Source organism: Stenotrophomonas sp. X (genome assembly GCF_055721025.1).
On record NZ_CM146756.1, the window covers coordinates 4,270,375 to 4,294,509 of the forward strand.

The 24,135-nt window shown below is 66.4% G+C and carries 23 protein-coding genes; 8 read left to right on the forward strand and 15 right to left on the reverse strand.

What is annotated here, in order from left to right:
• Window positions 1-45: 45 nt before the first annotated feature.
• The 3 genes from ACZ75I_RS19550 to ACZ75I_RS19560 form a co-directional block, all read right to left on the reverse strand.
• A complete protein-coding gene (locus ACZ75I_RS19550; protein ID WP_061480417.1) occupies window positions 46-591 on the reverse strand; it encodes a glutathione peroxidase in 546 nt (181 codons plus the stop codon).
• Between the two features lie 124 nt (window positions 592-715).
• Window positions 716-1,111, reverse strand: a complete 396-nt coding sequence (locus tag ACZ75I_RS19555) for a hypothetical protein (RefSeq protein ID WP_346476692.1) — start codon at window positions 1,109-1,111, stop codon at window positions 716-718.
• A gap of 71 nt (window positions 1,112-1,182) precedes the next feature.
• Complete coding sequence (locus ACZ75I_RS19560) at window positions 1,183-2,739, reverse strand: DNA recombination protein RmuC (protein WP_061480419.1); 1,557 nt, start codon at window positions 2,737-2,739, stop codon at window positions 1,183-1,185.
• 45 nt (window positions 2,740-2,784) lie between these two features.
• Between ACZ75I_RS19560 and ACZ75I_RS19565 the strand changes: the two genes are divergently transcribed.
• Window positions 2,785-3,390, forward strand: a complete 606-nt coding sequence (locus ACZ75I_RS19565) for a glutathione S-transferase family protein (RefSeq protein ID WP_061480420.1) — start codon at window positions 2,785-2,787, stop codon at window positions 3,388-3,390.
• A gap of 160 nt (window positions 3,391-3,550) precedes the next feature.
• Here ACZ75I_RS19565 and ACZ75I_RS19570 read toward each other — a convergent pair whose 3' ends face one another.
• Window positions 3,551-4,558 carry a zinc-binding alcohol dehydrogenase family protein gene (locus ACZ75I_RS19570; protein ID WP_346476694.1) on the reverse strand — a complete coding sequence of 336 codons (1,008 nt, stop codon included), beginning with the start codon at window positions 4,556-4,558 and terminating at the stop codon, window positions 3,551-3,553.
• A 91-nt stretch (window positions 4,559-4,649) separates the two neighbouring features.
• On the opposite strand from ACZ75I_RS19570, the gene ACZ75I_RS19575 reads away from it, so the two are divergent.
• The 4 genes from ACZ75I_RS19575 to ACZ75I_RS19590 all read left to right on the forward strand — a co-directional run bounded on the left by ACZ75I_RS19575 (window position 4,650) and on the right by ACZ75I_RS19590 (window position 8,267).
• Window positions 4,650-5,621, forward strand: coding sequence for a LysR family transcriptional regulator (locus ACZ75I_RS19575; protein WP_082783374.1), 972 nt, complete (start codon window positions 4,650-4,652; stop codon window positions 5,619-5,621).
• 14 nt (window positions 5,622-5,635) lie between these two features.
• Window positions 5,636-6,265: a leucine efflux protein LeuE gene (leuE, locus tag ACZ75I_RS19580; RefSeq protein ID WP_049417162.1), complete on the forward strand. Its 630-nt coding sequence runs from the start codon at window positions 5,636-5,638 to the stop codon at window positions 6,263-6,265.
• Window positions 6,262-6,681: a hypothetical protein gene (locus ACZ75I_RS19585; RefSeq protein ID WP_346476695.1), complete on the forward strand. Its 420-nt coding sequence runs from the start codon at window positions 6,262-6,264 to the stop codon at window positions 6,679-6,681. Before leuE ends, ACZ75I_RS19585 begins: the two co-directional genes overlap by 4 nt.
• Window positions 6,682-6,839: 158 nt before the next feature.
• A complete protein-coding gene (locus ACZ75I_RS19590; RefSeq protein ID WP_180868647.1) occupies window positions 6,840-8,267 on the forward strand; it encodes an amino acid permease in 1,428 nt (475 codons plus the stop codon).
• 93 nt (window positions 8,268-8,360) lie between these two features.
• Here the strand turns inward: ACZ75I_RS19590 and ACZ75I_RS19595 are convergent, their stop codons facing one another.
• From ACZ75I_RS19595 to ACZ75I_RS19610, 4 genes are all read right to left on the reverse strand, one after another.
• On the reverse strand, window positions 8,361-9,602 hold the full coding sequence (locus ACZ75I_RS19595; protein ID WP_180868644.1) for a dipeptidase: 1,242 nt from the start codon (window positions 9,600-9,602) through the stop codon (window positions 8,361-8,363).
• A gap of 104 nt (window positions 9,603-9,706) precedes the next feature.
• Window positions 9,707-10,009 carry an antibiotic biosynthesis monooxygenase gene (locus ACZ75I_RS19600; protein WP_061480425.1) on the reverse strand — a complete coding sequence of 101 codons (303 nt, stop codon included), beginning with the start codon at window positions 10,007-10,009 and terminating at the stop codon, window positions 9,707-9,709.
• A gap of 59 nt (window positions 10,010-10,068) precedes the next feature.
• Window positions 10,069-10,749 (reverse strand): helix-turn-helix transcriptional regulator, encoded by a 681-nt coding sequence (locus ACZ75I_RS19605; RefSeq protein ID WP_061480426.1) that lies wholly within the window; start codon window positions 10,747-10,749, stop codon window positions 10,069-10,071.
• Between the two features lie 96 nt (window positions 10,750-10,845).
• Window positions 10,846-12,015, reverse strand: a complete 1,170-nt coding sequence (locus tag ACZ75I_RS19610; RefSeq protein ID WP_049417152.1) for a class I SAM-dependent rRNA methyltransferase — start codon at window positions 12,013-12,015, stop codon at window positions 10,846-10,848.
• 372 nt (window positions 12,016-12,387) lie between these two features.
• Between ACZ75I_RS19610 and ACZ75I_RS19615 the strand changes: the two genes are divergently transcribed.
• Both ACZ75I_RS19615 and ACZ75I_RS19620 read left to right on the forward strand, forming a co-directional pair.
• Window positions 12,388-13,350 (forward strand): TerC family protein, encoded by a 963-nt coding sequence (locus ACZ75I_RS19615; protein WP_010487446.1) that lies wholly within the window; start codon window positions 12,388-12,390, stop codon window positions 13,348-13,350.
• Between the two features lie 106 nt (window positions 13,351-13,456).
• On the forward strand, window positions 13,457-14,227 hold the full coding sequence (locus ACZ75I_RS19620) for a rhomboid family intramembrane serine protease (RefSeq protein ID WP_180868642.1): 771 nt from the start codon (window positions 13,457-13,459) through the stop codon (window positions 14,225-14,227).
• A 93-nt stretch (window positions 14,228-14,320) separates the two neighbouring features.
• Here the strand turns inward: ACZ75I_RS19620 and ACZ75I_RS19625 are convergent, their stop codons facing one another.
• The gene (locus ACZ75I_RS19625; RefSeq protein ID WP_061480428.1) at window positions 14,321-15,427 is read right to left on the reverse strand and encodes a glycerophosphodiester phosphodiesterase; all 1,107 of its coding nucleotides are present in this window, start codon (window positions 15,425-15,427) and stop codon (window positions 14,321-14,323) included.
• 203 nt (window positions 15,428-15,630) lie between these two features.
• Here ACZ75I_RS19625 and ACZ75I_RS19630 point away from each other — a divergent pair, with 203 nt between their 5' ends.
• Window positions 15,631-16,713, forward strand: a complete 1,083-nt coding sequence (locus ACZ75I_RS19630) for a beta family protein (protein ID WP_346476696.1) — start codon at window positions 15,631-15,633, stop codon at window positions 16,711-16,713.
• On the opposite strand, the gene ACZ75I_RS19635 is transcribed toward ACZ75I_RS19630, so the two are convergent.
• From ACZ75I_RS19635 to rpmH, 6 genes are all read right to left on the reverse strand, one after another.
• Window positions 16,661-17,248 (reverse strand): sce7726 family protein, encoded by a 588-nt coding sequence (locus tag ACZ75I_RS19635; RefSeq protein ID WP_323152920.1) that lies wholly within the window; start codon window positions 17,246-17,248, stop codon window positions 16,661-16,663. The genes ACZ75I_RS19630 and ACZ75I_RS19635 overlap by 53 nt on opposite strands.
• 104 nt (window positions 17,249-17,352) lie before the next feature.
• A complete protein-coding gene (mnmE, locus tag ACZ75I_RS19640; protein WP_346476697.1) occupies window positions 17,353-18,702 on the reverse strand; it encodes a tRNA uridine-5-carboxymethylaminomethyl(34) synthesis GTPase MnmE in 1,350 nt (449 codons plus the stop codon).
• 3 nt (window positions 18,703-18,705) lie between these two features.
• Complete coding sequence (locus ACZ75I_RS19645) at window positions 18,706-21,375, reverse strand: polysaccharide deacetylase family protein (RefSeq protein ID WP_346476698.1); 2,670 nt, start codon at window positions 21,373-21,375, stop codon at window positions 18,706-18,708.
• A gap of 149 nt (window positions 21,376-21,524) precedes the next feature.
• Window positions 21,525-23,240: a membrane protein insertase YidC gene (gene yidC, locus ACZ75I_RS19650; RefSeq protein WP_346476699.1), complete on the reverse strand. Its 1,716-nt coding sequence runs from the start codon at window positions 23,238-23,240 to the stop codon at window positions 21,525-21,527.
• Window positions 23,240-23,734, reverse strand: a complete 495-nt coding sequence (gene rnpA / locus ACZ75I_RS19655) for a ribonuclease P protein component (RefSeq protein WP_072168770.1) — start codon at window positions 23,732-23,734, stop codon at window positions 23,240-23,242. The genes yidC and rnpA overlap by 1 nt, the downstream gene beginning before the upstream one ends.
• A gap of 5 nt (window positions 23,735-23,739) precedes the next feature.
• A complete protein-coding gene (gene rpmH, locus ACZ75I_RS19660) occupies window positions 23,740-23,880 on the reverse strand; it encodes a 50S ribosomal protein L34 (protein WP_005411729.1) in 141 nt (46 codons plus the stop codon).
• Window positions 23,881-24,135: the final 255 nt, after the last annotated feature.

The following is a 24,135-nucleotide window of genomic DNA, read 5'->3' on the forward strand; positions in this document are numbered from 1 at the left end:
GTTTTTCTTTTCCGGCAGGTGCCAACCCGGATTGGCACGCTTTGCTCAGGCCACCAGCGCGGCCTCGATGGCGTCGCGCAGGCGCACGTCATCGGCCGCCACGTCCGGGGCAAAGCGTGCAATCACCTTGCCATCACGGCCGACCAGGAACTTCTCGAAGTTCCACAGCACCGCCGGTGCCGGATGGATCGGGATCTCCTTGCTGGCCAGGCGCTCGCGCAGCGGGCCTTCGCCGATCGACTGCGGCTGCGCGGCGGTCAGCTGCTGGTACAGCGGGTGGGTGTCCTCGCCAGCCACGCTGATCTTGGAGAACATCGGGAAACTGACATCGTAGGTGAGCTGGCAGAACTGCTGGATCTCGGCCTCGCTGCCCGGCTCCTGGCCAAGGAAGTTGTTGGCGGGGAAGCCCAGCACTTCCAGGCCCTGCGCATGCTTTTCCGCATACAGCGCCTGCAGGCCTTCGTACTGCGGGGTCAGGCCGCACTTGGAGGCGACGTTGACCAGCAGCAGCACCTTGCCCTGGTAGTCGGCAAGCGAGGACGGCTGGCCGTCGATGGTGGTGAGGGGAATGTCCTGGATCGGGGTGCTCACGCGGGGCTCCGGCTACGGCGGGAATGGCCCACCAGCATAGCGCCGCGCGCGCTGTTGTAGAGCCGAACCCATGCTCGGCTGATGCCATGGCCGCCGAGCATGGGCTCGGCTCTACAGGACATCCTCAATCCACGCAGATCGTACCCTGCGCCTTGCCGTCCTCGATACGCTGGCGGCAACCGAAGTTCTGGCTGGCATCACGCTGGCAGGTACCGGACGCCGCATCGCCGGCCAGTGCCTCGCCTGCGGCCAGGCACTGGCCCGTGCAGTCGCTTTTGCGGCTGCAGGCCTTGCCGGCGTCGGCATAGGGAATCACGCATTGCTCGCGCTGCAGCCGGCCGAGCCGCTGCAGGGTGCCACCGGCGGCCTGGCAGTCGACGTCGCGTGCTTCGCGGTAGGCCTCGACCGCTTCGGGGGTGCTGGAGGCGGCCTGCGTGGTCGTGCCCACGGTCGTTGGCGCGCTGCCGCAGGCGGCGAGCAGCGCGGTCAGGACAAGGCTGGTGAAGCGGGGCAGGCGCATGGCGGTACCTGGTCGAAGCGGACAGGCCGCCAGCATACCCATCGGCGATGCAGGCGGCGTGTCAGCGTGGCTCAGGCCTCATCGCCCTCGCCGTCACTGCCTTCCTCCTCGGCCACCGCATCACCCTCGGCCAGGTCGCCGAGCAGCGACTGCGCCTGTTCGGACGCCAGCGACTCCACGCCACGCAGGCGGCGTTCGATGGTGCGGGTCTTGCGGCTGGCCTCGCCGATGCTGCGGCCAACGGTAGTGATCTGCTTCTCGGCCTTTTCCAGGATGCCGGCGAACTTCCCGAACTCGCTCTTGACCGCACCCAGCAGGCTCCACACTTCGCTGGATCGCTTTTCAATGGCCAGCGTGCGAAAGCCCATCTGCAGGCTGTTGAGCAACGCAGTGACCGTGGTCGGTCCGGCCACCACCACACGGTGCTCGCGCTGCAGCAGGTCAACCAGGCCCGGGCGCCGGATCACCTCGGCATACAGGCCTTCGGTGGGCAGGAACATCACCGCGAAGTCCGTGGTGTGCGGTGGCACGATGTACTTGTCGCAGATCGACTTGGCCTGCACGCGCACCGCGCGCTCCAGCTGGATGCCCTGCAGGCGCACGCCTTCGGCATCGCCCTGTTCCTGTGCGTCCAGCAGGCGCTCGTAGTCCTCGCGCGGGAACTTGGAGTCGATCGGCAGCCATACCGGCGTATCGTCGCTGCTGCGGCCCGGCAGGCGCACGGCGATATCGACCATCTCGCCACTCTCCGGACGCACCCTCACCGCACGCGCGTACTGCTCCTGGGTGAGTGTCTGCTCGAGGATATTCTCCAGCTGCACTTCGCCCCAGCTGCCGCGGTTCTTGACGTTGGTCAGCACGCGCTTGAGGTCGCCGACGCCGGTGGCCAGCTGCTGCATCTCGCCGAGGCCACGCTGGACCTGCTCCAGGCGCTCGGAAACCAGCTTGAAGGAGTTGCCCAGCCGCGTTTCCAGCGTCGACTGCAGCTTCTCGTCCACGGTGTGGCGCATCTGCTCCAGCTTCTGCGCATTGTCGTTCTGCAGCGCGCGCAGCTGTTCTTCCAGCGTGGCACGCATCTCGGCGATGCGCTGCTCGTTGCGCTGGGTCAGCTCCTGCAGGCGCAGGCCCAGACTGTCGGTCAGGCGCTGCTGCGACAGCGCGCCCTCCTCGCGGCCCTTGCGTGCATCGTCCACCAGGGTCTGGCGCAGCGCCCCGAGCTGGGTATCGGTGCGCGCAGTGAGCTCCTGCAGCTGCTGGCCAAACGCATGGATGCGTGCCTCCTGCTGCTGGCCGAAGGTCTCCAGCTGGCCGCGCAGTTCCTGCAGCCGCTGCCCCATCAGTGCTGCGCCGCGCTGCTGGCTGTCGGCCACTTCAGCGCGCGCTTTGCGGGCATCTTCGCCCAGCGCTTCGCGCAGCAGGTCCAGGCGCTGATCGGTGCGGGTGGACAGATCGGTCAGCGCGCGGGCGAAGCCATCGAGCTGTTCGCGCAGTTCGCTGCGCCCGGCGCGCGCCTCCTCGCGCACGGCCTGTTCCAGGCGGTCATGCGGCGGGCGGCGCAGCAGGGCGACCAGCTGCAGGATGAGCACGGCCAATAGAAGGCCGGCAATGAGCAGGTATTCGGTTTGCATGGGGCAAGTGTAGGCTGGCCGAGTCTCAGCTGCTGCGTCAGGACCATGCTCGCTCTGTACGGAAAGCCGACCTCCATCAACGTGCGCAAGGTGCTGTGGCTGTGCGCCGGCCTCGACCTGCCACTCCAGCACGAGCCAGAACCACCGGCGGACCTGCTGGCCACGTTGAATCCGAACCGGCAGGTGCCGGTCCTGCGCGATGGCGGCTTCGTGCTGTGGGAATCGAACAGCATCTGCCGCTACCTGGCCGTACGTGCTGGCCGTGATGACCTGCTGCCCGGTACGGCGCAGGGCCGCGCCCAGGTCGAGCAGTGGATGGACTGGCAGGCCAGCGACCTCAACAACGCCTGGCGGCACGTGTTCATGGCGCGCGTGCGCCAGCATCCGGACTACCCGGACGATGCCCGCGCCGAGGCCAGCCTGGCGCAGTGGAACCGGCTGATGGCTGTGCTTGATGCACAGCTGGCCGCCACCAACGGCTACGTGGCGGGCAACGCCTTCACCCTCGCTGATGTCGTGCTGGGGCTGTCGGCCCAACGCTGGCGCAGCACGCCGGGCAGTAAACCGGCGCTGCCACACCTCGCAGCATGGTTCGAACGCCTGCGCGAGCAGCCCGGTTTCGCCACCCACGTCGACAACGGCGTGGCCTGAGGGAGGTGCCGGCCGCTGTTAGCAGGTGTCGACCTGGGTCGACACGGTGGATCCATGCCATTCGTGGATGAATCTCTGTAGAGCCGAGCCCATGCTCGGCTGAGCGGCGTGCGCTGACGGCAGCCGAGCGTGGGCTCGGCTCTACAGGAAAAACCGGGTGTTACCAGCCTTCCAGCACGATCTTGCCCTTGGCGCGCTGGCTTTCCAGCAGCGCGTGGGCGCGCCGCAGGTTGGCCGCGTCGATGCGCCCGAAGTGCTCGCCCAGGGTGGTGTGCAGCACGCCCGTATCGATCAGCTCGGCCACACGGTTCAACAGGTCGTGCTGGCGCTGCATGTCGGCGGTGCGGTACAGCGGCCGGGTGAACATCGACTCCCAGTGCAGTGACAGTGCCTTGCGCTTGAGCGCCATCACGTCCATCTGGCCCGGGTCATCGATCAGCCCCAGTTGGCCCTGCGGTGCCAGCAGTTCGACGATCTGCGCGTAGTACTGGTCGGAGTGGGTCAGGCTGGCGACATGCTGCACCTCGCTGATGCCGAGCCGCGCCAGTCCCTCGGCCAGCGGCAGGCTGTGGTCGATCACGTGGTGTGCCCCCATTGCGTACGCCCAGTCCTGGGTATCCGGGCGCGAGGCGGTGCCGATCACGGTCAGCCTGGTCAGCTTCCGTGCCAGCTGCACCAGGATCGAACCAACACCACCGGCAGCACCGATCACCAGCAGGGTCTGGCCTTCGCCACCACCCTCCGGGATGCGCAGGCGGTCGAACAGCAGCTCCCAGGCGGTGATTGCAGTCAGTGGCAACGCGGCGGCGGCGGCATCGTCGAGACTGGCCGGCTTGCGCCCGACGCTGCGCTCGTCCACCAGCTGGTACTGCGCATAGCTGCCCGGGCGGTCGATGACGCCGGCATAGTAGACCGCGTCGCCGGGCTGGAACAGGGTCACCTCGCTGCCCACCGCATCAACAATGCCGACCGCATCCCAGCCCAGCACGCGCGGGCCGTCGGTGGCCACGCCACGGCGGACCTTGGTGTCGACCGGGTTCACCGCCACCGCGCGTACCGCCACCCGCAGGTCACGCGGGCCGGGCTGCGGCAGTTCCAGTTCAATGTCGATCAGGGCCTGGGCGTCATCGATCGGCAGGCCGGCTTGGGTGTAGGCAATGGCGCGCATGGCAGCGGTCCAGTGGGGAAGGAGGCGACAGGTTGCGCCGCACGCGGTCCCTCGGAAAGGCGCAGAATCGGGCAGCACTTTCACTCTGGCGATGAAGATGATCCGCTTCGACGATCTGCAGCTGTTCGTCCGTACTGCCGCACTGGGCAGCTTCTCGCAGGCGGCCCGCGAAGCCGACCTGCTGCCGGGGCAGGTTGCTGCGGCGGTGGCGCGGCTGGAACGCGAGCTGGACCTGCGCCTGTTCGTGCGCACCACGCGCAGCCTGCGCCTGACCGGCGAGGGGGCGCTGTACCTGCCGTATGCGCAGGAGGTGCTGGCCACCCTGCGCGAGGGCCAGGCGCGCGTGCAGGGCGAAGACACCGAACTGCACGGCACCCTGCAGCTGTCGGCGCCGTCGGACTTCGGTCGAAATCTGCTGCTGCCCTGGCTGAGCGCCTTTCGCGCCGCGCACCCCCGGCTGCGCCTGCACCTGCGCCTGTCCGACGAAGTGGCCGACGTGTTCCGCGACCCGGTCGACGTGGCCATCCGCATCGGCCACTTCGACGACGCCAACTACGTGGCCCTGCCCCTGCTGGAAGGCAATCGGCGCGTACTCGCGGCGTCACCCGACTATCTGCAGCAGCGCGGCACGCCCACGCGCCTGGAGGATCTGCGCGAGCATGATTGCCTGGTCTACCAGCTCAGTGGCCGCGCCTATGATCGCTGGTCGTTCGAGGTCGACGGGCGCCGCAGCGTGATTCCGGTGCGCGGCCCGCTGGTCTGCGATGACGCCGATGTGGTGCGGCGCTGGGCGGTGGCCGGCGAAGGCATCACCTACAAATCCTGGCTGGACCTGCGCGAGGATGTGCTCGCAGGACGCCTGCAGCTGCTGCTCGACGGCATCGGCAGCCACATACCGTTGCAGCTGGTCTGCCCGCACCGCAAACAGTTCTCGCCGGCGGTGCGGCAGCTGCACGCGCAGCTGCGCCAGCACCTGCAACCTCTGCTGTCTGGCATGCCCGAGGGTCCTGCCGGCCCCCTGTCGCCAGTCCCGGCGCTGGCCGACAATGGCGGCCCCCCGTAAGAGAGAACGCCGCCATGCCGTGGATGGGCATCCAGGACCTGTGGACGTTTCTGGTCGCCGTGCTGGTGTTTCTCGCGCTGCCCGGCCCCGGTACCTTCACCCTGCTGACCGCCACCGGCCGTGGTGGCGTGCGCGGCGGTTACACCGCACTGGCCGGCCTGCTGGTCGGCGACCAGATCCTGATGTGGCTCGCGCTGGCCGGCGTGGCCGCGCTGCTCAAGGCCAACCCGCTGGTGTTCCACGCCGTGCAGTACCTGGGTGCGGCCTACCTGGTGTGGGTCGGCATCGGCCTGCTGCGCACACCGAAACACGAGGGCGGTGATGCCGGCCCGATCCGCATGCAGCCGGGCCGCTACTTCCAGCAGGCGATCCTGGTCAGCCTGCTCAACCCGAAGGCAATCCTGTTCTACATGGCCTTCCTGCCGTTGTTCATCGATCCCAAGGCACATCAGGGCATCGCCACCTTCGCGGCGCTGGCCGGCATCATCCTGGTGGTCAGCATCGCCTACTGCTCGATGCTGATCGGCGTGGGCAACCTGGCCCGTCGCCGGCTGATCCAGCATCCACGGATCAGCGACGCACTGCGCCGCGTGGCCGGCCTGTTCCTGGTGGGGTTCGGCATCCGGTTGGGGCTGAACGGATGAACGGGCGGCTGCCGCTGCTCGGCCTGGCCCTGCTGTTCGCCGGCACCGCCTCTGGCACCACCCTGCAGGATCATCGCTGCCTGAGCGGCGGTCGCGATGACCGCATCCATCTGGAATGGCGCTGGCTGGAGGACGGGCAGTCCGACGTGCGCTACGCCGGACATCGCGAACGCCTGCGGTTGCGCCGGGTTTCGCTGGAAACCACGGTGCTGGCCGAGGATCGCCCCTACCAGTTCGACAGCGTCTGGGAAGAGCGCATCGACGGACGGGTCAACGGCCGCTACCGGCTGAGCACCCAGGGCGCGCTGGTGCTGGACCTGAGCTACGAACGCGCCCGCGACGGCCGCACCACCGCCTTCCACGATGACCCCGAGGCCTGGCAGGAAGACGGCTGCCACTGGCCCAGCACTCCCTGAGGCGGCACCGGGCCGACGGCCCTTTATGCCGATTCCGGCAGCCTGGCCGGGGCGCAGCGCGCGCCCCGCCATGCATGACCCCCGTCAGTGGTAATGCTGCGCTGCGTTCGGTCACACTCGGGAACTTGTCGTTCTTAGTCACCCCTTCCGAGGCCTGCATGTCCCTGTTCCGGCGCAAGTCCCTAGATTCCGTCACCGTCCACGAAGCCGGCAGGCGTCTGATCCCGACGCTCAGCTGGCCGCACCTGATCGCGCTGGGCATCGGTGCCATCGTCGGTACCGGCATCTATACGCTGATCGGCGTGGGTGCCAACCTGGCCGGCCCCGCCGTGCTGATCTCCTTCGCCATCGCCGGTGCGGTCTGTGCCTGTGCGGCGCTGTCCTACGCCGAGCTGTCGACGATGATGCCGGCCGCCGGCAGTGCCTACACCTACAGCTACAGCGCGCTGGGTGAGGTGTTTGCCTGGGTGGTGGGCTGGAGCCTGATCCTGGAGTACTCGCTGGTGGTGAGCACGGTGGCGGTGGGCTGGTCCGGCTACTTCGTCGGTTTCCTCGAATGGGTGCACACCCAGTTCGGCTGGAACGTGCACCTGCCGGCCTGGCTGGCGGCCGGCCCGCACGTGGAAGGCGGCATGATCAACCTGCCGGCGATCATCATCACCTGGCTGGTGGCCGGCATGCTGATGGCCGGCACCAAGGAGAGCGCCACCCTCAATGCCATCCTGGTGGTGTTCAAGCTGATCGCGCTGGCCATCTTCGTGGCCGTGGCCCTGCCCGCCTTCGACAGCGCCAACCTGCAGCCGTTCATGCCGTACGGCTTTGCCAAGTCGATGGGCCCCGATGGCGTCGAGCACGGCGTGATGGCGGCGGCAGCGATCATCTTCTTCGCCTTCTACGGCTTCGATGCGATCTCCACCGCCGCCGAGGAGACCAAGAACCCGGGCCGCGACCTGTCGATCGGCATCATCGGTTCGATGATCGGTTGCACCATCGTCTACGTGCTGGTGGCGCTGGCCGCCGTGGGTGCGATGAGCTACGCGGTGTTCGGCCACAGCGCCGAGCCGCTGGCGCTGATCATGCGCCAGCTGGGCCATCCGACCGCAGCGATGGTGATCGGCGTGATCGCGATCATCGCGCTGCCGACCGTGCTGCTGGCCTTCCTGTACGGCCAGAGCCGCATCTTCTTCGTGATGAGCCGCGATGGCCTGCTGCCGCGTGGCCTGTCCAAGGTCAACGCACGCACCGGCACGCCAGTGGCGACCACGCTGTTCACCGCGGTGGTGGTGTCGGCGCTGGCCGGCGTGGCGCGCCTGGACGAGATCGCGGCGCTGGCCAATGCCGGCACCCTGGCCGCGTTCACTGCAGTGGGTGTCTGCCTGGTGGTGCTGCGCCTGCGCGAGCCGAACCGCGAGCGCACCTTCCGCACGCCGGTGGCTTTCGTGGTCGGCCCGCTGGCCGCACTGGGCTGCATCTACCTGTTCATCAGCCTGCCGCACACCACCCAGCTGTACTTCCTGCTGTGGAACCTGGCCGGCCTGGTGCTCTACTTCCTGTACAGCCGTCGCCATGCGTTGATCGCGAAATAAACGTATCACCGGTAGTACCGGCCGCTGGCCGGCAACCCGCATCCTGTTGATAGGGGCAATGCCGGCCATCGGCCGGCACTACCGCAGGGCGTTTCAACCGCCCTGCTTTGCGGCGTACTCCTGCGCCTGGCGCATCACCCGCAGCAGGTTGCCGCCCCAAATGCCGGCAATCTGCTTCTCGGTATAGCCCTTGCGTAGCAGCCACGCGGTGATCTTCGGCAGCTGGCTGACATCGGGCAGGTCACTCAGGCCACCGCCGCCATCCCAGTCCAGGCCAATGCCCACGTGCTCGGGCCCGACCACCTTGAGGATGTGCTCGAAGTGGGCGAAGAAATCGTCCAGGCTGGCATGGCGCACTGGATGCTCGTGGTCCAGCGCCTGCTCGGCCTTCAGCAGGGCAACGCCCTGTTCGATGCCCATGCCTTCCCAGCCGCCCAGCTGCTTGCTCAGCGCTTCTTCGGCCTGCTTGCGCTCGGGCGTCTTCGCGGTGTCGATCAGGTAGCCGCCATAGGCGTTCACCTGGATCACGCCACCGGCCTTGGCCAGCTTGCGCAGCCGCGCGTCATCAAGATTGCGCGGGTGGTCGTAGACCGCCTTGGCCGAGCTGTGCGACAGCACGAACGGCACCGGCATCATCGCCAGCAGGTCGTCGAACACCGCGTCGGACGCATGCGACTGGTCGACCACGATGCCCAGCTTCACCGCCTGCCGCACCAGCTCCTTGCCGGCCGGGCTCAGGCCTTTCCACTCGGCACCCTTGGGGTCGGTGGCCGAATCGGCGAACTCGTTGTTGGCGAAGTGCACGGTGCTGAGCAGGCGCAGGCCGGCGCGGTGGTAGAACGAAAGCAGGCTGGGGTCGGCCACCAGCGGGCTGGCATTTTCCATGCTGATGTAGACCACGCGCTTGCCGGCGGCCTTGATCCGCGCGGCATCATCGGCGGTCAGCGCCAGTGCGAAGCGCTCGGGATTGGCCGCCAGCATCTCGCGGATCTGCATCAACCGCTGCAACCCGTGGTCGCGTTCGGCCAGATGCGCTGCGGCGCTGCGGTCGCCCTGATCGGTGTAGATCGCCCAGAAGCCGCCATCCAGCGCGCCTTCGACCATGCGTGGATAATCCACCTGCGAAAGGGCGTTGCGGTCGTGGCGCTGCTCGATGTCAAAACCGGCTCGGCCGAAATTGGCCGGTGTATCGAGGTGGCTGTCGAGCGTGACCAGGCGCTGCTGCAGCGCCTTGGCACGGGCCAGCTCCTGCGCGCTGAACTCGATGGCGTGGGCCGACAGCGGCGCGCACAGCGCCAGGGCGAGCACGACGGACAGGTGGCGCAACGAAGGCATGGGCTCTCACCGGCAATGGGAAGAGCCCGACCATAGCGCTGCGCCCGGCCTTTTTGTAGGGCCGGGCATGAGCCCGGCACTGACAGACGGGTGCCAGGCGTCGATCAACCCGGCAGGAAGTGCTGCATCAGCTGCAGCTCATCGATGGCGGCCATGTACGGTGCAAAGCGCGCATCACCACCGGCGAACGCCTGTGCCGCCGCCTGCGCGCTGGCCAGGTCCTGCCAGTGTGCGATGTCGACGAAGCGGTCGTCGCCGTCCATCGGCGAGAACGGCTGGTAGTCGATCAGACCGGGAAACTGCGCGATGGCCGCGCGCAGCCGCTCACGCAGCATCGGCATGTCGGCACGGGCGTGCGGTTTGACGGTGAACACGGCCAGTTCGAGGACGGAAGAAGCAGGGTGCATGGAGATGCCCTTTGTGGGAGGAGCGCGCAGTCTGCGCAGCCCCTGCTGCCAGCGGGGTGTCAGTGGCCGCGCAGCGCCCAGGCCCGCTGTTGGTGGCGCAGATAGGCTTCCAGACCGACCTGCGCCGGCAGGTCCAGCCCCTCTGCTTCAGCGAGGGCTTCGATCTGGTCCAGGCGGAAATCGCGGTAGTCCTGGCGCAGCGCGCACCAGCTGCCCAGTGTCCAGTGCTGGCCCCAGTGGAACAGGCCAAGCGGGTGCACGGTCCGCTCGCTCGATGCGCCCTGCAACGTGCGATATCGTAGCTGCACACTGCGGCCGTCGGCGATAGCCGTATGCAGTGGCTGCCAGCACGGCAGCGAAACGGGTATGGCACGCAGCGCGCGGGCAGTGCGTGGGCTGGTCGCACGCGTGGGCATGGCCGCCTGCAGTTTGTGCAGCAGCGAACGCGCCGCAGGTTGCAGGTCGCCCGCGCCACTGCAGGCCAGCATCTCCACGGCCAGCTGCAGTGCCTCGGCTTCTGCCGCATCCAGGCTCAGGGGCGGCAGTTCGAAACCGGGATCAAGGCGATAGCCGATACCGGCCTCGCCATAGAGCGGGATGCCGGCCACGGACAGATCATCGACGTAGCGGTAGATGCTGCGCACCGACAGGCCCAGTTCCGCCGCCAGCACGGCGGCGGTCACCGGCTGGCGCACGCGGATCAGGTTGACCAGCTGGAACAGGCGGTCGGCTTTGCGCATGGTCGGTCTTGGTTGTGTAGAGCCGAGCCCATGCTCGGCTGCCAGGCCGATCAGCCGAGCGTGGGCTCGGCTCTACAGAGATCGGCGGTCCCGCGGTCAATCCACCACGCGGCAGAACACGGCCTTGAGGTAACGCGATTCCTGCACGTGGGCCATGAACGGATGGTCCGGACCAGCGCCGGCCACCTTCAGGATCTGGATCGTGCGGCCGGAGAAGTACGCCGCCCGGCGCAGCATGTCGAGGAACTGGTCCTCGGCCACCAGGCCGGTGCAGGAGAAGGTGGCGAACAGGCCGCCCGGCTTGACCACGCCCAGCGCCAGCTTGTTCATGTCCAGGTACTTCTTCAGCGCGGTGATGACCTGGTCGCGGTCGCGGGTCATCTTCGCCGGGTCCAGGATCACCACGTCGTACTGCTCACCGCGGTTGGCGGCGTCGCGCAGCCACGGGAAGATATCGGACTGGATGAACTTCGGGCGCACGTTGTTCAGGCGCGAATTGCCCTTGGCGATCTGGATCACGTCCTCGTCGATGTCGATCCCGATCACTTCCGAAGCACCACGCGCCGCCGCGTATACGGCAAAACCGCCGGTGTTGCAGCACAGGTCGAGCACACTCTTGCCTTCCACCTGCTGGCTCAGCCATTCGCGGTTCTCGCGCTGGTCGGCGAAGAAGCCGGTCTTGTGCGCACCGGCCGGGTCGGCGCGGAACTTGATGCCGTACTCGGTGATCACCGACGCTTCGGTGGTGGTGTTGCCGTGGAAATCGAAGCTTTCCTGCTTCTGCACGTGCTCGTCGGCGAAGCTGTGGAAGCGGCAGCCCGGGAACTGTTCGCGCAGGGCGTCGTAGATCCACTCGCGGTGGCGGAACATGCCGGCGGCGAAGAACTCGACCACCACCAGATCGCCGTAGCGGTCGACCACCAGGCCGGACAGGCCATCGCCTTCGCTGTGCACGACACGCCAGGCGTCGGACACCGCATCGAGCTTCAGCACCTCACGGCGCAGCGACACCGCCTGGGCGATCTTGCGCGAGAACCAGCCGGCATCCACCGGCACGTTCTGATCGGTTTCAAGGATGCGCACGGCAATGCGCGAGTGTCCGTTGTAGAACCCGCGGCCAATGAACTCGCCATCGATGCCGACCACGTCGACGATGGATCCGGGCTTGGGCCGGACGGTCGGCTTCTCGACCAGTTTCTGGAAGATCCACGGGTGGCTGGAACGCCACGCATTCTTGAGGCGGACAATCGGAAGGGGGGTATTCATCCATCTATTGTAAACCGGGCACCGGGGTCAGATTCCCGCAGCGGCTCTGACCCGGGCCGGCATCCCAACCAAGGTGGGCATCTACCAGAGCGGGGGCGCGGAGCCCCGTTGGGGATTCGACCCCAATGCAGGGGCATTTGACGGCGGCCCGGCCAGGCCGCAGAATCGGCGCCAGAAGGGGAGTAGCTCCCAGACGTTGTCGCCGTCATTTCGAGCCCGCAGGCTCCGGTGCAACGGCAGTTCCAGCCGACTGGAACTGCGAGCGAGACCTTCGCCGTACCGGCGAAGCTCTGTCCCTGGATCCCCTCCCGATCCTCCGTTGCAGATCCTCGCCGTCCGGCCTGGCATTCATCTTTCCAACGGACATTCCCAATGCAGACGATCGGTAACGTGTGGTTGTGGGGCGGCTTCGCAGCGGTGGTGGTCATCGCCCTGCTGGTCGACCTCGTGTTGATGCGCCATGGTGGACCGCACAAGGTCACCTTCAAGGAGGCCCTGTGGTGGTCCATCGGCTGGGTCGCGCTGGCCCTGCTGTTCAACGCCGGCCTCTGGTACTACCTGAATGAGACCGCCGGCCAGGTCGTGGCCAACAAGGTCGGCCTCGAGTTCCTGACCGGCTACCTGGTCGAGAAGGCGCTGGCGGTCGACAACATCTTTGTCTTCCTGATGATCATGAGCTACTTCGCGGTGCCGGAGGAGCAACGCCAGAAGGTGCTGATCATCGGCATCCTGGGTGCGATCGTACTGCGTACGATCATGATCTTTGCCGGCAGCGTGCTGATCAGCCAGTTCCATTGGCTGCTTTACGTGTTCGGTGCCTTCCTGCTGTTCACCGGCTGGAAGATGTGGTTCGCCGCCGGCCAGGAGCCGGACCTGGAGACCAATCCGGCCCTGCGCTGGATGCGCAAGCACCTGCGCCTGCTGCCGGACTACGCCGGCAACGCGCTGAGCGTGAAGCGTGATGGCGTGCGCTGGTTCACCCCGCTGTTCGCGGTGCTGATCCTGATTGCGGTCACCGACGTGATCTTCGCCGTGGACAGCATCCCGGCGATCTTCGCGATCACCACCGACCCGTTCATTGTGCTCACCTCCAACGTGTTCGCGGTGCTGGGCCTGCGCGCGATGTTCTTCCTGCTGGCCGGCATGGCCGACCGCTTCCACCTGCTGCCGTACGGCCTGGCACTGGTGTTGGGCTTCATCGGCATCAAGATGATGATCATCGACCTGTTCAAGATCCCGACCCCGGTCTCGCTGGGCGTGGTGGCGGTGATCATCGCCGCCACCGTGGTGCTGAGCCTGAAGTACCCGCCGAAGGAAGGCGAAGGCCAGGCCTGAGCCTGACCCGTTGAACGGCGCGGCCGGTGGGATTGTCCCGCCGGCCGCCTCCACTCTCCCGTTACGGTGGCCTTGGTTTCGCGCCAGTCACCGCCATTGCTGAGGTATGGACAACAACGCGCCCCTGCCCACCGGCGACGTGCCGGCCCCCCGCAATGATCGCTCGCGCATCCTGCGGGCGTTCAATGTCAGCCTGGCCGCCGTGCTGGTGCTGGTGGCCGTGTTCGCCCTGCAGGGCACGTTCGACTGGCGACCGTGGGCGGTCGCACCGCTGGAAGCCAAGGGCCTGATCGGCCTGATCGGCGGCCCGATGCTGCATGCCTCGGTCGAGCACATCGCCGCCAACAGCATCGCGATCCTGATCCTCGGCACCCTCGCCGGCAGCGTGTATCCGAAGGCCACCGTACGCGCGCTGCCCCTGCTGTGGCTGGGTTCGGGCCTCGGCGCGTGGATGCTGGGCAATCCCGGCAGCGTGCACCTGGGCGCCAGTGGCGTGACCCACGGCCTGATGTTCCTGCTGGCCAGCCTCGGCCTGCTGCGCCGCGACCGTGCGGCAATCGCCACCGGTCTGATCGGCATGCTGTTCTACGGCGGCATGCTGATGACCATCCTGCCGCACGCCGATGGTGTGTCCTGGCAGTCGCACATGGGCGGCGCCTTCGCCGGCATCATCGCCGCGCTGCTGTTCCGCAACGCCGACCCACTGCCACCGCGCCCGCGCTACAGCTGGGAAGATGAAGAGGATGAGGTGGAGCCGCTGTCCGACGACGAACTGGAGCCGCCGTCACCGCAGCGCGTTCCGGTACTGTGGCAGCCGCGCGAGGGCCAGGACTACGTGGTGATCCCGTTCCGCCGCCCGGACGAACCGCGCGGTTGAGGTGAGGGTAGTGCCGGCCGCTGGCCGGCAATCTCATGAACCTTCGTTGGCAGTCCTTGCGTTGCCGGCCAGCGGCCGGCACTACCAGGAGAATCAGTTCCCCGCCGCGCCCATCCCATCCACCGCCTGCCGGCCGAGCGCCGGGTCATCGGTGAAGAACGCATCGATGCCCGTCGCCAGGTAAGCCCGCATCTCGGCAATCGATCCCTCGGCATTGCGCGCGCTGTCGGCACCCTTGCGCAGGTTGCTGGGCTGGAAGTGGTTTTCCGGGCGGAAGGTGTACGGAATCACCATCAGGCCAGCGGCGTGCGCATCACGTACCAGCGAGGTCGGCGTGCCCAGCGCCCCCTTGGCATCCAGTGGAATGATCGAACGCAGCTCGGGGCCGATACCATCGGCGTAGCCGGCAATGTCCTTCAGGCCGGCCGGGGTCATCATCTGCGCATAGGTCAGCGCGCCGCCGGCCTTGACGATGTCGGCCGGCTGGGTATCGCCCTTCCACAGCAGCTGCAGCAGCCGGATGTTGCTGCCCTGGCCGATCCTGCCGCGCAGGTAGCGCAGGTTGGCGGTCTCGAACGACTGGATGGTGACCGGCCCGACATTGGTGTACGCGTTGCCACGCAGCGCAGCCAGCAACTTGTCCTCCATCGGCAGGCCGATGGACTGGAAGTAGGTCGGGTGCTTGATCTCCGGCACCAGGCCGATGCCGCGGTTGGCACGCCCGGCCTGCTGCACCAGGAAGGCCAGGATCTCGTCCAGGCTGGCGATGCGGAACTGGCCGTCGTAGGCAGTACTGCGCAGCTCCGGCAGGCGCTCACGCGCGTACAGGGTCTTCAGCTCGGCCAGGGTGAAGTCTTCGGTGAACCAGCCGTCGACCTTCTGACCGTCGATCACCTTGCTCGTGCGGCGGCTGGCGAACTCCGGATGCGAGGCGACGTCGGTGGTGCCACTGATCTCGTTCTCGTGGCGGGCCACCATCACCCCGTCCCTGGTCATCACCAGGTCCGGTTCGATGTAGTCGGCGCCATCGGCGATCGCCTGCGCATAGGCCGCCAGGGTGTGCTCGGGCAGCAGTGCGCTTGCCCCGCGGTGGCCGTAGACCGACACCTTGGGTGCGGCCGGGGTGGAGGATTCAGCACTCATGGCCACCGATGGTGCCACGGCCAGCGACAACAGCAACGCACAACCCCACGACTTCACTGCGACTTCCCCAAGCGGTATGTGATGGCCGTCAGTATGCGGCGGCAATGTGACAGGTGGGGGAAGGGGGGAGCGGATGCCGGCAGGGGCTCCGATCTGACCGCCGCCACTCTTCAAACAATTCTGATTGAAGCGCTGTAAGGCCCGCGACTAGCCTCGAATGACCAAAAGCGGGTTGTCAGGGGCAGATCATGGAACAACCGATGTACATGCCGATCCTCAAATGGCGACAGGGTGAGTATCTCGCGGTGGGTCGCACCAACGAAGGAATCAAGGATGGAATCTATCCTCTGTTCGAGATCCCTATCGAGCAGTGGGACTTCGAGAACGATGCGCCGGCCAAGTCACTCGATGACCACCTGAAGAATGTGGGCAGACGTCTGAGCAGTAACTGGAAGTCGCGCCGCTGCCTGTTTGATTCGCCCTATCTTGCTGGGGACGACACCATGGCGGACGGCCAGCATCATCTGGAGCGGATCTTCGACCTCATTCGCACCGCGGGATGCGAGGCCATTCCCGTTACCGGCATTGACCGGCACGTCGACTACCAACAGGCGGTGGCACGCATTGTCGCACGCGATGATCGTGGCTGCGGATTGCGGCTCGTACCGGATGATCTTGAAGGAGGACGCCTTGCTCGGATCTCCGGGCTGCTGAGACTGTTAGGAGTGGTATCTGGTCAGGTGGATCTGATCCTCGACAGCTCGGCCGACGTCGCCGACTCACCCACGCTGCAGGCATCGACTTGGCAGGCATGGATTGCGGCGGTTCCGGATCTGGCCGACTGGAGATCAATCACCATCGTAGGAGGCAGTTTTCCTGCCAGTCTGAGCCCCTCTTCGAGCTATCGCCCACATGGCGATGTGAATCGCCGGGAATGGCGCGCGTACACGCGGCTAGCCGGCATGCATTCTGGACGGATGCCGTGGTTTGGTGACTATGGCTGCGCTTCCCCGCAGACGGAACTGATGGATCCGCGCCTGTTCGACCCCAACGCCAAGATCAAGTACACGATCGATGATCAGTGGCGGATTGTTGTGGGTACCCAGATCAAGCGCAATGGCCGGGACCAGTACCGTGATCTGTGCAGGCACCTGGTCTCCGATCTGCCGGTGGTCTTCATGGGGCGCGGCTACAGCTGGGGCGATGCGTACATCGAAGACTGCGCAAACAGTGTCACCAGTACCGGGGGAAGCTCGACCTGGTCAACGGTGGCGACCAACCACCATATGACTAAGGTTGTTCGCGACCTCGCCAGTCTGACCGGCGCTTCAACTGTTCCCTGACCAGCGCACGGATTTCCGCAAGACTGTAGAGCTCCGACAGACGTTCACATAGCGCGGCGCGGTTGCCGCGCAGCGCTGATCTTTCCGGCGTCCGCCTGCCGATCAGAGCAGAAATTTCATCGCGCCAGAGCAGTGCTGCGACGGCCGTCGCGCTCACTGATGGATTGAGTTTTGCAGGCCGCACTAGTTCTAGCCTCACTGCGTTGCGCGCTCCACGTGATGCCAGCCTGACCCCCCACCAAGCAGGCAACGTCTCCAATGCATGGTCCAGGTGGCGCTGACCCACCACGATCGTCGCCTTGTCGAGGACATCGGAGTAGAACTGCTGCTGCAACGGGAGTCTCCGCAGCGTGTCGACATCACTCTTGATCTCGTAGCCGTGCAGGTGGCCATTGATGACACATACATCGACACGGCAGGCGCCGCGCGCAAGCCCCATTTCCTCCACCACAAGCGTGTTTGGATTTGCGACATGCTCAGCAATGACCTTGCCCAGCAGAGCTGATCGCACGTCACTGTCGGTAATCGGGTTCATGGCGAGATGATATCAAGGAGGTGTCGCGCACAGGGTTGAAACCCATTGCCGCCAGTCATGGGTAAGCTAGACGATCAGAGCGTCTTCGGGGATGTGACCCCGTGTTACTTGCCGATGCAGAAACTGGAGAAGATCCTTCCCAGCAGATCATCGGCACTCATCTGCCCGGTGATCTCGCCCAGTGCGTCATGGGCCAGCCGCAATTCCTCGGCGGCCAGTTCCAGGTGCTCATGGGCCAGCTCGCCATCCGCACGCTGCGCATGTTCCTGCGCACGTTCGATCGCATGCACATGGCGGGTGCGGGCGGAGAACTCACCGTCCACCTGCTCCCCTGCCCCGGCCGAAGCAATCGAGCGCAAACGCGCGTGCAGATTTTCGAGCCCGGCGCCGGTCGCAGCCGAAACGAAGACGCGGCCCGGATCATCCAGCGTCGGCAGCGCCGCCAGCAGGTCCGACTTGTTGTGGATATAGACCTTGTGCGGCACCGCTGCCACGGCATCACCCAGCGCCGCCTGCCCGGCCGCCGGATCGCGCGCATCCAGCACGATCAGCGCCAGGTCGGTGCGCTCGATTTCCACGTGGGCGCGGCGCATGCCTTCGCGTTCGATGGCGTCGCCGCCGTCGCGCAGGCCGGCGGTGTCGACCAGGGTCAGCTCCAGGCCATCCAGGCGGATGGTCTCGCGCAACGTGTCGCGGGTGGTGCCGGCGATGTCGGTGACGATGGCGCGCTCGCTGCCGGCCAGCGCGTTCAGCAATGAACTCTTGCCCGCGTTCGGCGGACCGATCAGCACCGCATGCAGGCCGTCGCGCAGGCGACGGCCGCGTTCGGCGTCGCGGCGCAGCAGGTCCAGATCACTGCGCGCCTGTTCCAGCCCACGCCGCACCTGCTCGCCACCAAGGGTATCCAGCGGTTCGTCGGCGAAGTCGATGGCCGCTTCCACGTGGATGCGCAGCAGCACCAGTTGCTCGACCACGGCGTCGATGCGCCGCGAGAACACACCATCCAGCGAACGTCGCGCGGCGCGCGCGGCGCGATTGTCGCCGGCCGCGATCAGGTCGGCGATGGCTTCGGCCTGGGCCAGGTCGAGCTTGCCGTTGAGGAACGCACGTTCGCTGAACTCGCCCGGCCGCGCCTGGCGCGCACCGAGCGCGATGCAGCGCGCGACCAGTTGCTGCAGCAGGACCGGACTGCCGTGGCCCTGCAGTTCCACCACCTCTTCGCCGGTGAAGCTGTTCGGTGCCGGGAACCACAGCACGATGCCATCGTCGATGACGTCGCCGTCAGCATCACGCAGGCGCGCGTAGTGCGCGTGGCGCGGACGCAATGCAGGTGCGCCCAGCGCATTGGCAATCGCTGCAGCGCGCGGACCGGACAGGCGCAGCAGGCCGACACCGCCGGCGCCCGGAGCGCTGGCGATGGCCACGATGGTGTCGGTGCGGATCGCGTCGTTCATGGTTCAGAGCTTCTCCAGCTGCGTGCGTGCCTGCGCGGCACCACTGCCCTGCGGCTGCAGCGCCAGGTAGGTCGTGTAGGCCTGCTTCGCCTTGGCCTTGTCGCCGGCGTTGAAGTAGGCATCGCCCAGGTTGAGATAGGCCACCGCACGCGACGGATCGATCTTCAGCGTGTTCTCCAGCCAGCGTGCGGCTTCGGCGTAGCGCTGCTGACGGTAGTAGACGAAGCCGAGGTTGTTGGCGGCCTGGGCGAAGTCCGGGCGCAGCTTCAGTGCCTCGGTGAACTGCGCAGCCGCCTCGTCGTACTGTTTCTCGCGATACAACTGCAGGCCGCGGTCATTGGCCTGCTGTGCGCGCTGGCGGTCTGAAGCCGGACCGGCGGTGGGCACCACCAGCTTGGCCTTGCCGCCCTGCAGGTCAGCCACGGTCACCGGTGCCTGGGCACCCTTGGCCTCGCTGGCGGCATCCACCTTGTTGTTCAGCGCGATCGCATCGGCAGTCAGCTGGCGCGTATCGGCGTTGAGGAATTCCTGGCTGTCGGGCACCTGGAACACGAACTCGCCGCCCTGCGACCCCGGCAGGCTGCCGAAGGCCGGGATCTGGTGCGAAACGGCTGAGACGGCCGGCGCCACGTAGGCGGCCAGCTCGGTACCGGTGATCAGGCCATCGCCGTTGAGATCGCCCTTGCCAGCCAGCGCCTGCAGCAGCACCCAGGTGAATACCGAGTGGCCATTCGGGCCGGCATCGGCCACCTGCTGGTCGGCCCCACCTGCGGTCAGCATCTGCCGGGCGCTGCGACGCGCGTTCTCGCGCAGGAACGACGACGACGACGGGCCGCCACGGGTCAGGCCCAGGCCGCTGTAGCAGGCATCCATCACGAACATCACATGCTTGGCCTGCATGCTTTCGGCGATGTTCTGGATGTCGGTCATCGCAATCGCGTCGGTGGCGAATTCCTTCGGATCCGAATCGACCGGGATGATGTAGCCGAGATCGCGCCCGGAGGCGAGCTGGCGGGTCGCGCCGTGGCCAGCGAAGAATACGAACACGCGGTCGTTCTTCCCGGTGCGGTCATCGGCCAGGCGGTCGTGGAACGCGGCCAGGATGTTGTTGCGCGTGGCCTGCTCGTTCTTCAGCACGATCACCTGCGAGGACGGGAAGCCGAACTGCCCGGTCAGGGTATCGGCCACCGCCTGCGCATCATGGCTGGCGTATTCCAGCTTCGGCCATTTGGCGTAGTTGTCGATGCCGACCACGATCGCCCACGACTTCTCGTAGCCGGTGGTGACGGTCGCGGCACCGGTATCGCCCTTGCGCGCACGGGCGACAGTGAAGTCGCGGCCGTTCCAGCCGGCGAACTGGTAGCCATCGGCGATCAGCCGGTCGAGGATCTGCGGCAGTGCCTTCACTGCACGATCGTGGATATCGTGGAACAGGATGATGCCGCGCTGTTCCTTGTTCACCTGGTCCAGCACGCGCTGCACGATCGACTCTGGCACCGGGTCGGCCCAGTCCATCGAGTCGATGTTCCACATGATCGACTTCAGCCCGGCCTCGTTGAGCAGCTGCAGGCCTTCGGCATTGCGCGCACCATACGGGAAGCGGAACAGCGGCGCGCGCTTGCTGTCGACATCCTTCAGCAGCGTGTCGGTGTCCAGCACCTGCTGGCGCAGGGCGTCGCCGGTGGTGCGCGACAGCTGGGCGTGGGTCAGGCTGTGGTTGCCGACCGCATAGCCTTCTTCCATCAGGTTGCGGCTGATCTTCGCCATCGGGCCGAGGCTGACCTTGCCATCGGCCTCGACCTTGCCCAGGTTGCGGCCCACCTCGAAGAACACGCCCGGCACGTCGTAGCGCTTGAGGATGGCCACCACTTCATCGGTGTAGGCCTTGTGCGGGCCATCGTCGAAGGTCAGCACCACCGTCTTGGCCGGCAGGTCGCGGCCGAAGATCTCACGGTCGCTGTCCTTCATCGACATCGGATACGGCTCGATCACCCCGTAGTCGCGCAGGATCGCTTCACGGCTGTAGTCCTTGTGCAGGTGGGCGATGTAGTCGTCCCACTTCTCGCGCTTCAGTTCGATGGCGCGGGTGCGCTCGAAGCGGCTGAAGATGCGGGTCAGTTCCTGGTTGTAGTTGCGCTCGATCTCATCGAGCGCTTCGAGATCCTCACCGATGCGCTGGTGCAGCTTCACCGCCGGCAGCGAGGAATCGGTGCCGACCCGCTCATGCAGGTCACGCAGCACTTCACGGAAGGCCAGGCGATCGGCGTCGAACAGTTCCGGCGCAGACTCGATGTAGTCCAGCACCGTGCCGAGGGTGGCAAAGCGCTGCGGGCTGGAATCGCGCAGCAGGGTGTCGAACTGCGCGGCGATGGTCGTGCGCTGTTCCAGGCCATCGTGGAACAGCTGCTGGCCCACACGCGTGGAGGTGCCGCGGTCGGCGGTCGACTGCTGCTCCTCGTCGGCCAGCAGCACGATGATCCGGCGGTAGCCATCGAGTTGCTTCTGCAGCGCGGCCAGCAACGGCGCGGCGGCCGGATCGGCAGCGGCGGCGGCCTGCGCGCTGGGCTGGGTGACCGTGCTCGCCGGCACCTTCGCGTCCTTGTCGCCACAGCCCGCTACGGCCAGGGTCAACAGCAGCGAGGGCAGGAACAGGCGGAACGACGACGCACGCATGGCGGACTCGAAGATGGGAGGAACGGTGTGCAGGCGATTCTAACGCCGCATGCGAAAAGCCCGCCTTGCGGCGGGCTTTTGCTGGTCGGTCAGGCCAGCAGCAGTCGACTAACAGTCGACTCTACCAAGCAGGTGACCTGCCGGTCGGATTACTTCTTTTTGACCGGGGCCGGCGCGGTGGTGGCCGGGACCGGCTCGCCGCCATGGCGCTTGGTCATCCACCACTGCTGCAGCAGGCCCAGGCCGCCGTTGACCACCCAGTACAGGACCAGGCCGGACGGCATGAAGGCCATCATGACGCCGAACACAAGCGGCATGAACTGCATCATCTTCTGCTGCATCGGGTCCATGCCCGGTGCCGGGGTCAGCTTCTGGGTGAACCACATCACCGCCACGTTGATCACCGGCAGGATGAAGTACGGGTCGCGTGCAGTGAGGTCCTGGATCCAGCCGAACCAGGGCGCCTGGCGCAGTTCGACCGATTCCACCAGCACCCAGTACAGGGCGAAGAAGATCGGCATCTGGATGAGGATCGGCAGGCAGCCGCCCATCGGATTGATCTTTTCCTTCTTGTACAGCTCCATCATCGCGGTCTGGAACTTCTGGCGGTCATCGCCATAGCGTTCCTTCAGCTGCGCGATGCGCGGCTGGAAGCGACGCATCTTGGCACCGCTCTTGTACTGGGTCGCCGACAGCGGGTACAGCACCAGCTTCAGCAGCACCACCAGGCCGACGATCGCCCAGCCCCAGTTGCCGACCAGCTTGTGCACCTGGTTCAGCACCCAGAACAGGCCCTGGCCGATCACCGCCATCATCGAGAAGCGGCTGTAGTCGACCACGCGGTCCAGGCCCGGCACGTCTTCCTTGGCAATCAGGTTGACCAGCTTCGGGCCGACCCACAGGCGGGCTTCGGTGCTGGTGGACTGGCCCGGCGCCACGGTGAAGGCCGGGCCACGCGCTTCGATCAGGTCACGACCGGCCACCTGCGACAGCACGTAGTGTGCGGTCTGGTCCTTCTGCGGGATCCAGGCGGTGAAGAAGTGGTGCTGCAGCATCGCCAGCCAGCCGCCGGTGATGTTCTGGTTGAGCGTGCCGTCTTCCAGGTAGTCCTTGAACGCACGACGCTGGTACTTCTTGTCGTTGTCGTACCAGGTGGCACCGTTGAAGCTGAAGGAGTCCGGGTTGGTCATGCTCCGCGACAGGATGGTCGGGGTGCGGTCCAGGGTGCGGTAGACGTAGCCGTTCCACGGCGCGGCGCCGGTATTGCTGACTTCGTCCTTGAAGCGCACGGCATACTCGTTGCGCGAGACGGTCAGGGTGCGCTTGATGGTCACGCCGTTGTCGGCGGTCCACACGAACGGGATCTGCAGCTCGTTCTGGCCCTTGGCCAGCACGAAGTCCTTGGTGTCACCGACCAGCTTGAAGCCGTCGGCGCCGGGAACCGGGGTGTTCTTGTCTTCGCTGGCCCAGCCACTGATCGCGCTGTACGGATGCGCGGGGTCTTCGGTCAGCAGGCGAACCGGCGGGCTGCCTTCGTCCTTGGTCTGCGGGAACTGCAGCAGCTCGGCGTCGAGCACGCGGCCACCATCAAGCACCAGGCGCAGCACGTCGGTGGTGACGGTCACGCGCTGGCTGGCCGGGGTGGCACTGGCCTGCGCCTGCACAGCGGCCTGGCCCGGGGCGCCCGGGACCTGTGCACTGGGAATGCTGCCCGAGGCAGCGCCCGGAACACTCTGTGCGGCAGCCGGGGCGGACGTGGTCGTCGGTGCCGGGGTCGGAGCAGCCTTTTCACGGCTCCACTCCATCCACAGCAGCACGGCCACCATCAGCCAGGCAAAAATGAGGAATACGCGGGTCTGGTTCATCAGCGGACAGGCTCGGCGGGGCCGGGACGCGATGCCGGCTCGGTCAAAGAAGGAGTTGCGATGCCATCAGGCGGCGGCATTGTGCCGTCCACGCCCGGCGCGGGCAATGCACGCAGGCGACGCAGCAGGCGCAGGAAGGCCTGGCGGATCTCGTCGTTGCTGGCGGAACGCGCAGCACTACGGGCCACGACGACGAAGTCGCCTGGCTGGATATCGGTACGTGTCTGACGCAGGATGTCGCGCAGGACGCGCTTGATCCGGTTACGCCCAACGGCGTTCGGATCGACCTTGCGGGAAACCGCCAGACCCAGCCTGGCCGGCCGGTCAGCCGGCAGCCAGTGCAGGGTCATCAGCGGATCGGACACACGGCGGGCGCCGTTGAAGACCGTTGAGTATTCGGCACGCGTGCGAACCCGCGCAGAGCGAGGGAATCGCTTGCGCGGGTCTGCAGTATTCACTGTCGAAGGGATTGCGTCTGCCGCAGGGTGCGGCATGGCAATCAGGCGCTCAGGACTTTGCGGCCCTTGGCGCGGCGACGCGACAGGATCTTGCGGCCGTCAGCGGTCTTCATACGGGCACGGAAGCCGTGGTCGCGCTTACGCTTGAGGTTGCTGGGCTGGTAGGTGCGCTTCGTGGCCATTGGGGGCCTCTCGTATGAATGGGACGGAAAGAACCGGAAATTCTAGAGAGGTCTCCCCCCTCACGTCAACCCCTGGGGACTACGCGAATTCACCGGGCTGTGCAATAGCTGTGGATGTTTTTGTGAATAAGTAGGGGACAAGCATTCCGAAGGCGGGCGCTCGGTGGTAGTCTGAGCCATCCATTTCCCCCCTTTCCGGCCTGTGTTTGGGCGCCTTGTCGCGTCCATGCCCCGGCCACCGGACGATTATTGCTG